At 69.5% G+C, this 12,061-nt stretch carries 12 protein-coding genes; 6 read left to right on the top strand and 6 right to left on the bottom strand.

Annotated elements, in window-relative coordinates; translation table 11 throughout:
• Positions 1–223: 223 nt before the first annotated feature.
• Positions 224–481, top strand: a complete 258-nt coding sequence (locus NBY69_RS32185; RefSeq protein WP_250305483.1) for a DUF397 domain-containing protein — start codon at positions 224–226, stop codon at positions 479–481.
• Between the two features lie 63 nt (positions 482–544).
• Here NBY69_RS32185 and NBY69_RS32180 read toward each other — a convergent pair whose 3' ends face one another.
• Entirely contained in the window at positions 545–1,036 is a 492-nt protein-coding gene (locus NBY69_RS32180) for an ATP-binding protein (RefSeq protein ID WP_250305482.1), read from the bottom strand.
• Positions 1,037–1,305: 269 nt separating this feature from the next.
• Here NBY69_RS32180 and NBY69_RS32175 point away from each other — a divergent pair, with 269 nt between their 5' ends.
• The 3 genes from NBY69_RS32175 (at position 1,306) to NBY69_RS32165 (ending at position 4,493) form a co-directional block, all read left to right on the top strand.
• Positions 1,306–2,199 (top strand): helix-turn-helix domain-containing protein, encoded by an 894-nt coding sequence (locus tag NBY69_RS32175; RefSeq protein WP_374211361.1) that lies wholly within the window; start codon positions 1,306–1,308, stop codon positions 2,197–2,199.
• Positions 2,200–2,259: 60 nt separating this feature from the next.
• Positions 2,260–3,717, top strand: a complete 1,458-nt coding sequence (locus tag NBY69_RS32170) for an aldehyde dehydrogenase family protein (RefSeq protein ID WP_250305480.1) — start codon at positions 2,260–2,262, stop codon at positions 3,715–3,717.
• Between the two features lie 137 nt (positions 3,718–3,854).
• Positions 3,855–4,493: a PadR family transcriptional regulator gene (locus tag NBY69_RS32165; protein WP_250305479.1), complete on the top strand. Its 639-nt coding sequence runs from the start codon at positions 3,855–3,857 to the stop codon at positions 4,491–4,493.
• Between the two features lie 72 nt (positions 4,494–4,565).
• Here NBY69_RS32165 and NBY69_RS32160 read toward each other — a convergent pair whose 3' ends face one another.
• The 3 genes from NBY69_RS32160 to NBY69_RS32150 all read right to left on the bottom strand — a co-directional run bounded on the left by NBY69_RS32160 (position 4,566) and on the right by NBY69_RS32150 (position 7,168).
• Complete coding sequence (locus tag NBY69_RS32160) at positions 4,566–5,984, bottom strand: glutamate decarboxylase (RefSeq protein ID WP_250305478.1); 1,419 nt, start codon at positions 5,982–5,984, stop codon at positions 4,566–4,568.
• 48 nt (positions 5,985–6,032) lie between these two features.
• Entirely contained in the window at positions 6,033–6,665 is a 633-nt protein-coding gene (wrbA, locus tag NBY69_RS32155; RefSeq protein ID WP_250305477.1) for an NAD(P)H:quinone oxidoreductase, read from the bottom strand.
• A 137-nt stretch (positions 6,666–6,802) separates the two neighbouring features.
• Positions 6,803–7,168, bottom strand: coding sequence for a YbjQ family protein (locus tag NBY69_RS32150; protein ID WP_250305476.1), 366 nt, complete (start codon positions 7,166–7,168; stop codon positions 6,803–6,805).
• Positions 7,169–7,325: 157 nt separating this feature from the next.
• Between NBY69_RS32150 and NBY69_RS32145 the strand changes: the two genes are divergently transcribed.
• Positions 7,326–8,021, top strand: a complete 696-nt coding sequence (locus tag NBY69_RS32145; RefSeq protein ID WP_250305475.1) for a DedA family protein — start codon at positions 7,326–7,328, stop codon at positions 8,019–8,021.
• A gap of 66 nt (positions 8,022–8,087) precedes the next feature.
• Here the strand turns inward: NBY69_RS32145 and NBY69_RS32140 are convergent, their stop codons facing one another.
• Together NBY69_RS32140 and NBY69_RS32135 are read right to left on the bottom strand one after the other, a co-directional pair.
• Positions 8,088–9,743, bottom strand: a complete 1,656-nt coding sequence (locus NBY69_RS32140; protein WP_250305474.1) for a threonine/serine exporter ThrE family protein — start codon at positions 9,741–9,743, stop codon at positions 8,088–8,090.
• 191 nt (positions 9,744–9,934) lie between these two features.
• On the bottom strand, positions 9,935–10,429 hold the full coding sequence (locus NBY69_RS32135) for an inorganic diphosphatase (protein WP_250305473.1): 495 nt from the start codon (positions 10,427–10,429) through the stop codon (positions 9,935–9,937).
• Between the two features lie 144 nt (positions 10,430–10,573).
• Here NBY69_RS32135 and dacB point away from each other — a divergent pair, with 144 nt between their 5' ends.
• Positions 10,574–12,031, top strand: a complete 1,458-nt coding sequence (gene dacB, locus NBY69_RS32130; RefSeq protein ID WP_250305595.1) for a D-alanyl-D-alanine carboxypeptidase/D-alanyl-D-alanine-endopeptidase — start codon at positions 10,574–10,576, stop codon at positions 12,029–12,031.
• Positions 12,032–12,061: the final 30 nt, after the last annotated feature.

Genomic DNA, 12,061 nt, shown 5'->3' with positions numbered 1-12,061 from the left:
AGCGCCGGAACGCCGGAAGCGCGGAACGCGCCAAACTACCAGGGAGCCGGATCGAAGCGCCGCGCGTCACAGTGAATGAGAACGCTTTCAGGGGCAAAGCTGTAGTGGAACGAACACCCCGTGTGCACGTGCATTTGCTCATGCATCGGCATGTGAACACAGCTATGATCCAGGACAGTTGACATCTGTACTTCCGTACTTCTGCACTTCCCGGGAGCGACCTGTGCACCACGCGTACAACGGCATGGCGGCCACAGCACTTCACGGGGTCGTCTGGCAGAAGAGTGAGCAGAGCAACTCGCAGGGATCGTGCGTGGAGTTCGCCAAACTGCCCGGCGGTGATGTGGCGGTGCGCAATTCACGCCATCCCGAAGGGCCGGCCCTCGTCTACACCCCGGCGGAGATAGCGGCCATGCTGATCGGCGTGAAGGCCGGGGAGTTCGACCACCTCGTGGCCGGGGCGGAAACGGACCAGCCGTAGCCGGCCCTGCCCACGCCGTACGACGCTGTACGGCGCCCGGCGAAGACCGGCCGGACAGATCCTCTAGTCGGCGGTGTGCAGCCGGAAGAGTGCCCAGACCACCTTGCCGCTCAGCGTGCCCGCCAACGGGTGCCATCCCCAGCTGTCGGCGAAGGAGTCCACCAGGAAGAGCCCGCGGCCCGACTCGGCGGCGAAGTCGCCCACGTCGCGCGCGCTGGGGCCCTCGTCGCTGGGGTCACGGACCGCGCACACCAGCCGTGAGGTCCACCGCATCAGGTGCAGCCGGACCGGGGCGTCCTCGTTCCTCGGGGCGTCGGCGGGCAGCGCGTGCCGCAACGCGTTGGTGACGAGTTCGGACGCGACCAGCGCGACGTCGTCGAACCGTTCGCAGAGACCCCAGGAGCCGAGCGTCGACTTGGTGAACTGCCGCGCCCCGCGCACCGCTTCGAAGCGTGGCGGCAGCGAGCACGAAGCAGAACTGGACACGGCCGCGGGGTCGATGGGGGGAAGCCCCTGCCTTAACGGCTCGAGCATGGTCGATCCATTCGTCCCCATGCGAGGCACTCCCGGGATTCGCGGCCGTAGCCAGCGTGCGGTGGTACGAGAACGCAGGTGCGCGGGGACCATGGTTCCGAATGCGCAGGGCAGATGCAAGGGCAGATGCACGTGCACGCGCCGGACTTGCGCGGGCCCGTACCGTTTCTTGGTCATTTCTTCCTGCGGCTGATTTTCGAGCTTTGCTCTTTCTGTAATCGATTGAGTACGGGGTGAAGCGTTTTGGTGGCAGACTGCGCGTCACATCGCGACCGGGGAGGGTTGGAAACGTGCCAGGAGGCGAGTCATGGGGTTCTCCCCAGACGTTGAGCCCCGGGGGAGGTTCTGTTGTACGGCGCATTCTGCTGGGCTCACAGCTCAGGCGCCTGCGCGAATCACGCGGGATCACCCGCGAGGCGGCCGGATATTCGATCCGCGCGTCCGAATCCAAGATCAGCCGCATGGAGTTGGGACGGGTGAGCTTCAAGGCCAGGGACGTAGAGGATCTCCTCACGCTCTACGGAGTGATCGACGACGCGGAGCGAGCGGCCCTCCTCGGTCTGGCCAAGGAGGCCAACTTGGCGGGCTGGTGGCACAGTTACGGCGACGTACTGCCCGGCTGGTTCCAGACGTACGTCGGACTCGAAGGCGCTGCCTCGCTGATCCGTGCGTACGAAGTGCAGTTCGTGCACGGCTTGTTGCAGACCGAGGCGTACGCCCACGCGGTCGTCTCGCGCGGCAACCCCAAGGCGTCGACCGCCGAGATCGACCGGCGCGTCGCGCTGCGCCTGGAGCGGCAGAAGGCGCTGGTCTCGGAGAGCGCGCCGCAACTCCATGCCGTACTCGACGAAGCGGCGCTGCGCCGCCCGTACGGCGACCGGAACGTGATGCGGGGCCAGTTGCAGCACCTCATGGAGATCTCCGAGCAGCCGAACGTCACGCTCCAGGTGATGCCCTTCAGCTTCGGCGGGCACGCGGGGGAGAGCGGCGCCTTCACGCTGCTGCGCTTCCCGGAGTCCGATCTGTCGGACCTCGTCTACCTGGAACAGCTGACCAGTTCGCTGTATCTGGACAAGCCCGAAGAAGTCGCGCAGTACGAGCAGGTCATGGAGGAACTCCAGCGCGAGAGCCCGGATCCGGCGGGCAGCCGGGACGTTCTCCGCGGTCTACTCCAACTCTCGTAATACGTAAGTACGATGACGTCACATCAGGAGTCTGTACCAGCAGTAGCAGTAGGGGATGACATGTCCTTCTTCACCGAGCTGGCCCACCAGTACATCGACGGCGCGTGGCGGACCGGCAGTGGCTCGTGGGACATCATCGACTTCAACCCGTACAACGGCGAGAAGCTGGCCTCGATCACCGTGGCGACGGTCGACGAGGTCGACGAGGCCTACCGTGCCGCCGAACGCGCGCAGCAGGCCTGGGCGCAGACCAATCCGTACACCCGCCGGCTCGTCTTCGAGCGGGCGCTGCGGATCACCGAGGAGCGCGAGACCGCGATCGTCGAGGCGATGATCGAGGAACTCGGCGGGACCCGGGTCAAGGCGGAGTACGAGGTCCGCGCGGCGAAGGAGTTCCTGCGCGAGGCGATACAGCTCGCGGTGCGCCCGGAGGGACGGATCCTGCCGTCCCCGGTGGACGGCAAGGAGAACCGCGTCTACCGGCTGCCGGTCGGCGTCGTCGGTGTGATCAGCCCCTTCAACTTCCCGTTCCTGATCACCCTCAAGTCGGTCGCGCCCGCGCTGGCGCTGGGCAACGCGGTGGTCGTCAAGCCGAACCAGAACGCGCCCGTCGTCGGCGGCGGCCTGATCGCCAAGATCTTCGAGGACGCGGGCCTGCCGGGCGGGCTGCTGAACGTCCTCGTCACCGACATCGCCGAGATCGGTGACGCGCTCATCGAGCACCCGGTGCCCAAGGTGATCTCGTTCGCGGGCTCCGACCGGGTGGGCCGCCACGTCGGCGCGGTCGCGGGCAGCCACTTCAAGCGGGCCATCCTGGAACTCAGCGGCAACAGCGCCCTCGTGGTGCTCGACGACGCGGACCTGGACTACGCGGTCGACGCGGCGATTTTCAGCCGTTTCGCGTACCAGGGTCAGGTCTGCATGGCGGCCAACCGGATCCTGGTGGACCGCGGCGTCGCGGACCGGTTCGCCGAGAAGTTCACCGAGCGCGTGGCGGCGCTCAGGACCGGCGATCCCGCCGACCCGGAGACCCACATCGGCCCGGTCATCAACGGCTTCCAGGCCGAGGCGCTGACCAACCTCGTGGACCAGGCCGTGGCGGAGGGCGCCACGGCGCTCGTCCGGGGCACCACGCACGGCAATCTGGTCGAACCCACGGTCCTGGCCGGGCTGCCCGCCGACTCCCCGCTGCACCAGCAGGAGATCTTCGGTCCGGTGGTGCTGCTGGTGACCTTCGACGGTGAGGACGACGCCGTACGGCTGGCCAACGACAGCCCGTACGGCCTGAGCGGCGCCGTGCACACCGCCGATGTGGAGCGGGGCGTGCGGTTCGCCAAGCGGGTCGTCACCGGCATGATGCATGTCAACGACTCGACGATCCAGGACGAGCCGCTGGTGGCCTTCGGCGGTGAGAAGTACTCGGGGCTCGGGCGGCTGAACGGTGACTCGACGGTGGAGGCGTTCACCACCCAGAAGTGGATCTCGATCCAGCACGGCCGTACGGACTTCCCGTTCTGATGTGCCGGGACGTGCTGCGGTCTGACGTGCCGCGGTCTGACGTGCCGTGGTCTGACGTGCCGCGTTCTGTCGTGCCGCGGTCGGATGCCGTCGGCTGAGCAGGCCGGGCGCGCGAGCGAAGGCTCTACGCTGGGCCCATGTCAGCGATCCGTCTGCTCGTCCTCGGTGCGGTCCGCCAGCACGGGCGGGCACACGGCTACCAGGTGCGCAACGACCTGGAGTACTGGGGCGCCCACGAGTGGTCCAGCGCCAAGCCGGGCTCCATCTACCACGCCCTGAAGCAGCTGGCGAAGCAAGGCCTGCTGCTGGCCCACGAGACCGCGCCGAGCACCGCGGGCGGGCCGCCGCGCACCGAGTACGAGCTGACGCCGGCCGGCCGGTCCGAGTACCTCGGACTGCTGCGTGCGGCCCTGGTCGGCCACGACCAGAAGATGGACGTGCTGTCGGCGGCGCTCGGCTGCATCGTCGACCTGGAGCGGGCCGAGGCCGTCGGGCTGCTGAAGGAACGGGTGCGCGGGATCGAGGCCTGGCGGGCCGAGGTGACCGAGCGCTACATCCCCGAGGAGGGGCCGCAGCAGCTCGGTCACATCGGCGAGATCATGAACCTCTGGGTCCATACGGCGGACGGCGGGGCCGAGTGGACGCGCGGGCTGATCGAGCGGATCGAGGGCGGGGCGTACGTGTTCGCGGGCGAGGGCGAGCCCTTCGTGGGGGTCCTCGCCGAGGGCGAGGAGAACCCGTACGCCCGGCCTGATCCGAACGCCCGGAACCCGTGAGCCCGGCCTGATCCGAACGCCCAGGACCCTTGTCCGGCCGGACAGGTCCCAGGGCAGGTCCCAGCACAGGTCCTAGTGGTGGAAGGCCGTCGCCAGCGTCTTGCTCCGCTCCAACGGCGCCGACTGGCGCCGCAGTTCGGGCAGCAGCCCTTCCAGGTCGCCCACCAGGAGGTCCGACAGGTCCTCGGAGAAGCCGTTGCGGCAGACCACCCGCAGCACCGAGAGGTCCTGCCGGTTCTCGGGGAAGGTGTACGCCGGTACCAGCCAGCCCCGTTCGCGCAGCCGCCGGGACACGTCGAAGACGTCGAAGTGCGTGTTGTCGGGGGCGGTGGTGAAGGCGAACACCGGCAGTTCGTTGCCCCGCGTCAGGAGCCGGAAGTCGCCGAACGCCTCGATCCGCCCGGCCAGTTTCTCCGCGATGGTCCTGCTCGTCTGCTGGACGGCCCGGTAGCCGTCCTTCCCGAGCCGCAGGAACGAGTAGTACTGCGCCACCACTTGTGCTCCCGGCCGGGAGAAGTTGAGCGCGAAGGTCGGCATGTCGCCGCCCAAGTAGTTGACGCGGAAGACCAGTTCCTCGGGCAGCTCCTCGGCGGACCGCCACAGGGCCCAGCCGACACCGGGGTAGACGAGGCCGTACTTGTGGCCCGAGGTGTTGATCGAGGAGACCCGCGGCAGCCTGAAGTCCCAGACCAGGTCCTCGTCCAGGAAGGGGGCGACCATCGCGCCGGACGCGCCGTCGACATGGACGGGGATGTCCAGGCCGGTCCGTTCCTGGAGGGCGTCCAGGGCCGCGCAGAGCTCGGCGACCGGTTCGTACGAACCGTCGAAGGTGGAGCCGAGCACGGCCACCACGCCGATGGTGTTCTCGTCGCAGAGGTCCGCCGCGGCCTGCGGGTCGAGGTGGAAACGGTCACCCTCCATGGGGACCAGGCGCGCCTCGACCTCCCAGAAGTTGCAGAACTTCTCCCAGCAGACCTGGACGTTGACGCCCATGACGAGGTTCGGCCGGGCGGTCGCCGGATAGCGGTCCGCGTTCCGCTTCGCCCAGCGGCGCTTCAGCGCCATGCCCGCGAGCATGCACGCCTCGCTGGAGCCGGTCGTGGAACAGCCCACGGCCGTCGCGGGATCCGGTGCGTTCCACAGATCGGCGAGCATCACGACACAGCGCCGCTCCAGTTCGGCGGTGCGCGGGTACTCGTCCTTGTCGATCATGTTCTTGTCCCGGCACTCCGCGAGGAGCACATCGGCCTGCGGCTCCATCCACGTCGTGACGAACGTGGCCAGGTTGAGCCGGGAGTTGCCGTCCAGCATCAGCTCGTCATGGACCAGTTGGTACGCGCTCGACGGCGGCAGTGGGCCGTCGGGGAGCCGGTGCTTGGGCGGCGCGGTGTCCATACCGGCGACCGGATTCGCTTCGCCGAAGAAGGGGTTGACCGCGACGGTCGCCGCCCTCTTCGCCTTGGATCCGTCCGCGCCTCGGTGCAGTGCCATGGTTCGCGCTCGCCTTCCGCTAGCTGGTCCGACCGGCCCGCAGGTCCGTCAACTGTCGGCGGCCCGACCGGCCTTGAGGGCCCGGGTGATCTGGACGACCCGCTCGGCCTGGACCCGTGCCGCGATCAGGGTCTGCTCTCCCACGGGGATGTCGCCCTGCCCCGCCACATGAGAAGTGCCGTACGGGTTGCCGTCGATGAACTTCGAGGGATCCGTGTACCCGGGGGCGACGAGGATACCGCCGAAGTGGTGAACGGTGTTGTACAGGGCCAGGAGCGTGGACTCCTGCCCGCCGTGCGTGGTCGCGGTCGACGTGAACCCGCTGTACACCTTGTCGGCCAGCTGTCCCGCCTGCCACAGTCCGCCGAGCGTGTCGATGAACTGCTTGAGCTGGGAGGTGACGTTGCCGAAGCGGGTGGGGGTGCCGAAGACCACGGCGTCCGCCCAGATCATGTCGTCGGGCTGGGCCTCGGGAATGTCCGCCGTGGCCTGCACATTGGCCGCCCAGGCGGGGGTGGAGTCGATGGCTGCCTGCGGGGCCAGCTCCTGGGCCCTGCGCAGCCGTACCTCGGCTCCCGCCGCCTCCGAACTCCGGGTGATCTCCCTGGCGATGGTGGCGACGGTGCCGGTGCTGGAGTAGTAGATGACGGCGATCTTCACGGGATCCACGGACGTGGGCATGCGATGAACCTCCTCCTGAGACCCCCTGCGGCGACGATACGGACAAATACCCCGGACGGCTCGCCGGGCCGCGGGCGTGTGCGGCGGGGCGGGGTGGCGCGGCCCGGACGTCCCGGGCGGCGCCACCCCGGGTCACGTCACAGCTTGCCGATCACGACCGCCGTGCCGTACGCGCACACCTCGGTGCCGACATCGGCCGCCTCGGTGACGTCGAACCGCATCGCGAGCACCCCGTTGGCGCCCCGCACGCGGGCCTGTTCGATCAGCCGCTCCATGGCCTGGTTACGGGTCTGCACCAGGGTCTTCGTCAGCCCCTTGAGCTCGCCGCCCATCATCGACTTCAGTCCGGCCCCGATCTGGCTGCCCAGATGGCGGGAGCGGACGGTGAGGCCGAACACCTCGCCGATCACCTGCTGGACCGCGTAGCCCGGGACATCGTTCGTCGTGACGACCAGTACGTCGGACTGAGGGGTCTGTCCGCCGCCGTAATTCTCGATGCTCATCGGCATCCACCTCCTGGTGATCACTTTTGCCTGAAAATGCACATATCGCACCCTCGGTGATGTGATGGAACCAGGATTCGGCTGCGGGCGTTGATAACTTTGGCCAGCCATTACCCGCATGGCGCCCATGCCGACTGACCCCAGGAGCCCGGAACCCGTGACCACTCTCGCGCTCGGACCGAGCTGGCTGGACCCGGACTACCTGATCAGCACCTTCGGGGTGGCCGGTCTGCTGGCGATCGTCTTCGCTGAATCAGGCCTGCTGATCGGCTTCTTCCTGCCCGGCGACTCGCTGCTGTTCACCAGCGGTCTGCTGGTCACCACCGGCAAGCTCGGCACCCCGCTCTGGCTGCTCTGCGCCCTGGTCGCGATCGCCGCGATCGTGGGCGACCAGGTCGGCTACCTCTTCGGCCGCAAGGTCGGCCCGTCGCTGTTCAAGCGCCCGGACTCCAAGCTCTTCAAGCAGGAGAACGTCGAGAAGGCGCACGAGTTCTTCGAGAAGTACGGCCCGAAGTCGCTGATCCTGGCCCGCTTCGTGCCTGTGGTGCGGACGTTCACGCCGATCATCGCGGGCGTGAGCCGGATGAACTACCGCTCGTTCCTGATCTTCAACATCATCGGCGGCACGCTCTGGGGCGTGGGGGTCACGCTGCTCGGCGCGGTCCTCGGCAAGATCGACTTCGTCAACAAGCACATCGAGCTGATCCTGGTGGCGATCGTGCTGGTCTCGGTGATCCCGATCGCGATCGAGTACCTGCGGGCCCGCGGCAAGGCGCAGAAGCAGGCCGCGGCGGGCGAGACCGGCGACGGACCGGTGCCGACGACCACGCGCGGACGGCACGCGAAGCGGTAGCGGTGAGCGGAAACGGTGAGCTGGGCGGCCCGGGAACGGCAGCGGGCCACGGGCCGCCGTAACGCGCTAGAACCCGCGCGTCCGCTTCGCCGCGCGGCGCTGGCCGCCGACCACACCCGGCGCATACATGAAGAGCCGTGAGATCTCCCCGCCCAGGTTCACCCCGATCGCGATGGCCAGCGCCAGCGCGGCGGCCTTGGTCAGGGAGGCCAGGCCGTGGTTCACGTCGTTGTGCGCGATGTACAGCATCCCGAAGTACGTCGCGGAGCCCGGCAGCAACGGCCCGATCGCCGCGGTGACGTACGGCAGCGCCGACGCGTACCGGTAGCGCGAGAACAACTGCCCGAACAGCCCCACCAGCCCGGCCGCGATGGCCGTCGACGGTACGGGGGAGAAGCCCCCGGCGTAGTGCAGCGCCCCGTAGATCACCCAGGCCACCCCACCGTTCAGCGTCACCATCAGCACCGTGGACCGGTCCTGCTGGAGCAGGATCGCGAAGGCGAAGGTGAGCATCATCGCGGCGAGGATCTGGATGACCGGACGGTCCACGGTGAGCAGCGCCGCTTCCGCGTCCAGCTGGTCGGCGCCCAGCTTGAGCCCCAGGTACAGCACGATCAGCACGCCGATGACGATCGAGATGAAGAAGTACACGACTTCGAGCAGTCGCGCGGACGCGGTGATGTAGTAGCCGGTCAGACCGTCCTGCACCCCGGCGACCAGGGCCCGCCCGGGGAGCAGGGCGAAGAGGCCACCGGTGATCACCGCGGAGGCGCGCAGTTCGGGCACGTTCGCGAGGGTGAGCGCCACCCCCATCGCCGCGGGCGGCATCGCGGCCACCGCGAACTGGTAGAACTCCGGCAGCCCGCGCCCGGCACACAGCCAGGCGAGCCGGTCGCCCATCATGGCGCCCACCATCGCGGCGAAGAACACCAGCGTGCTGCCGCCGACCAGCACCGAGGCCGCTCCGGCCAGCGTCCCGCTGGCGAGCGTCAGCGCCCAGCCCGGGTACGGGTGCCGGTTCCGCCGGATCCCGGCGAGCCCGCGGTAGGCCTCTTCCAGCGAGACGTCGACGTCCTCCGACGTGATGTCGTCGATGAGGTGGTAGACGGCCGCCAGTCGGGTGTAGTCGGTGCCCCGGCGGCGTACGGTACGGCTCGCCGTCACCGGGTCGTCCACCAGCGACGGCTGGTGGGAGATCGACAGCAGGGTGAAGGTGACGGTCGGCTCGCAGCGTTCGAGGCCGTACGCCTGGGTGACGGCGAACATCGCCGCCTCCACGTCCTCGGCCCCCTCGCCGCCCGCGAGCAGCAGCTCGCCGATACGCAGCGTCAGGTCCAGCACCCGGGGGACCGCGGGCCCGGCCTCCTCGTCGTGCTTCTGGGCCGCCTCCAGCGTGGGCCGTTCGTGGACCGGCATCCGCAGCATGGTGCGCATCCGGTCCTGCCAGGGCGCCTCCTTGGCCAGCCGGACCATGGGAAAGCCGTGGGCCGGGGTGAAGGCGGGCGGCGAGTTCTGGGCGCTGTACGTCTGCGGCGGGGTGAAGGCGGAACCCTCGGGCTCGGCCGCGGACTCGGCGGACAGACCGGGCGGAACGGCGAACTCGGAAGTGGTGGAACTGTCCTCGGGGGCGGGCGACTCCGTGCCGCTCGGCGGCGCGAACGCGCTGCGTACCTCGTCCGACTGCGGCTTGCGGTCCTCGGGACCGTCTGTGTCAGCCACCACTCGCTCCGCTCCCACCTCTTCCGTACCGTGTCTGCAGCCTGCCCAGTATGAGCACGGATACGGGCCCCACCGCCTGCTGACGGCCGCGGGCGGTGCCTCCCCGGTGGCAGGCCCAGAGGCAAGCACAGAGGGAGACACCGCCCGCGGGAGCAGCGATCGGTGGCGCGCCGGGGCGCCGGATCAGCCGTGGATCAGTGCGATCCGCCCTGTGCCTGAAGGCGCTTGTACGAGTTCTCGACCTCGGCCTCGGCCTCGCTGCGGCCGACCCAGTCGGCGCCCTCGACGGACTTGCCGGGCTCCAGGTCCTTGTAGACCTCGAAGAAGTGCTGGATCTCCAGACGGTCGAACTCCGACACGTGGTGGATGTCGCGCAGGTGCTCGACCCGCGGGTCGGAGGCCGGGACGCAGAGCAGCTTGTCGTCGCCGCCCGCCTCGTCGGTCATCCGGAACATGCCGATCGTGCGGCACTTGATGACACAGCCGGGGAAGGTCGGCTCGTCCAGCAGGACCAGGGCGTCCAGCGGGTCGCCGTCCTCGCCCAGGGTGTTCTCGACGAATCCGTAGTCCGCGGGGTAGCTGGTCGAGGTGAAGAGCCGACGGTCCAGACGGATCCGGCCGGTCTCGTGGTCGACCTCGTACTTGTTCCGCGAACCCTTCGGAATCTCGATGGTGACGTCGAACTCCACGGGTGGCTCCTCCATGATCAACACGAACTTCGGGTGGTGCTGCGTCCTGCCGGACCCGCCGGGTGCCGTGCTCGCGGCAAACGCAGTGGTTAAGTGTCCCCCACGACGATGTGTGATCGCGAAAGGGGCTGCTCCGAGGTGCCGATGCCGAAGGTGACGACATGGCAACTCTCGGCGGGCTCCGCCGTGATCGGTCTCGCGCTCGCGGCCGGGCTGATCGCGGCGTCCGGACCCTGGGACTCGGGTCAGCGTAAGGCCGAGCGGGACTGGGCCGCCTCCAGGAGCGGTACAGGTGGCGCAGATCACGGCCGGGCCGCGCGCCCCGCCGGTCCGGCCCCCGCACCGAGTGCGCCGGGCGTACTGGTGGCGCTCGGCGGTACCGGGGCGGACAAGGGCCGGGCACCCGCGGGGGCGCTGCCCGACGGCAAGGGGCTCGCCGGAGCTCTGGACCCGCTGATGCGGGCCCCGGCGCTGGGCGGCAGCCGCAGCGGCGTGGTGATCGACACCGCCACGGGCAAGCAGTTGTACGGATCGCACGCCGACCAGCCGATGACCCCGGCCTCCACGGTCAAGCTGGCCACCATGGTCGCCGGGCTCTCCGCGCTCGGCCCCGACCACCGCATCGCCACCACGGTCACGGCGACCCCGGACGGCAAACGCCTCACCCTGACGGGCGGCGGCGACCCGACCCTGGACCGGGACGGGCTGCGGGCCCTCGCCGACGACACCGCCCGGGTGCTGCGCGACCGGGGCGTCAGCTCGGTCCGTATCTCGTACGACACCTCGCTCTACTCCGGACCCCCGCTCCACCCCATCGGCCCCAACGACAACATCGCCCCGGTCAGCGCGCTGATGACGGACGAGGGACGGCTGAACAGCGGATCCTCCGGGAATTCCGGCGGCGGCGACGATCACGGTCCGGCCCCGCGTACCGGCGACCCGGCGGGCGACACGGCCCGGCTGTTCGCCTCGATGCTGGCCCACCGGTCCGTCCACAGCGCGCACGAACCGACGTCCGGCCGCTCCCCGAAGGACGCCCGGCCGGTGGCCAGGACGTACTCGGCGCCGCTGTCCGACCTGGTGGAGCGGGCCCTCACCAACAGCGACAACGACATCGCGGAGGCGGTGGCCCGGCAGACCGCGCTGGCCGCGCACGAACCCGCGAGCTTCGACGGCGCGGGCCGGGCGGTCCAGGGCCGGCTCAAGAAGCTCGGCATGCCGCTGGACGGGGCGCACTTCGCCGACGGCAGCGGACTGAACCGGCACGACAAGGTCACCGCGACGCTCCTGGCCACCCTCCTCACCCGGGCAGGCGACCCGGCCCACCCCGAACTGCGCCCGGTCCTCACCGGCCTGCCGATCGCCGGATTCACCGGCACCCTCGACCAGCGCTACACGCACTCGGCCGACGCCACCGGACTGGTCCGCGCCAAGACCGGCACCCTGACCGGGGTGAACACCCTGGCCGGCACGGTGGTCGACGCCCAGGGCAGGCTGCTCGCCTTCGCGTTCCTGGCCTCGGACACGGACTCCCCGACCGCGGCCCAGTCGGCGCTGGACCGGCTGGGCACGACCGTGGCGTCCTGCGGCTGCGGGCGGTAGGGCCAACACCTCACCGTCCGCGGATCGGAG

Origin of the sequence: Streptomyces sp. A 4/2 (assembly GCF_940670765.1) — a bacterium.
Classification (GTDB): domain Bacteria; phylum Actinomycetota; class Actinomycetes; order Streptomycetales; family Streptomycetaceae; genus Streptomyces.
Note: the sequence above shows the minus strand (reverse complement) of the source record. Positions and strands in the feature narration are given on the sequence as shown.

What these genes read in the sequence shown, in the direction of transcription:
- NBY69_RS32180 (WP_250305482.1), bottom strand. Translation starts at nt 1,036, where the DNA reads ATGGGGACGAATGGATCGACCATGCTCGAGCCGTTAAGGCAGGGGCTT.
- NBY69_RS32170 (WP_250305480.1), top strand. Translation starts at nt 2,260, where the DNA reads ATGTCCTTCTTCACCGAGCTGGCCCACCAGTACATCGACGGCGCGTGG.
- NBY69_RS32165 (WP_250305479.1), top strand. Translation starts at nt 3,855, where the DNA reads ATGTCAGCGATCCGTCTGCTCGTCCTCGGTGCGGTCCGCCAGCACGGG.
- NBY69_RS32160 (WP_250305478.1), bottom strand. Translation starts at nt 5,984, where the DNA reads ATGGCACTGCACCGAGGCGCGGACGGATCCAAGGCGAAGAGGGCGGCG.
- wrbA (WP_250305477.1), bottom strand. Translation starts at nt 6,665, where the DNA reads ATGCCCACGTCCGTGGATCCCGTGAAGATCGCCGTCATCTACTACTCC.
- NBY69_RS32150 (WP_250305476.1), bottom strand. Translation starts at nt 7,168, where the DNA reads ATGAGCATCGAGAATTACGGCGGCGGACAGACCCCTCAGTCCGACGTA.
- dacB (WP_250305595.1), top strand. Translation starts at nt 10,574, where the DNA reads ATGCCGAAGGTGACGACATGGCAACTCTCGGCGGGCTCCGCCGTGATC.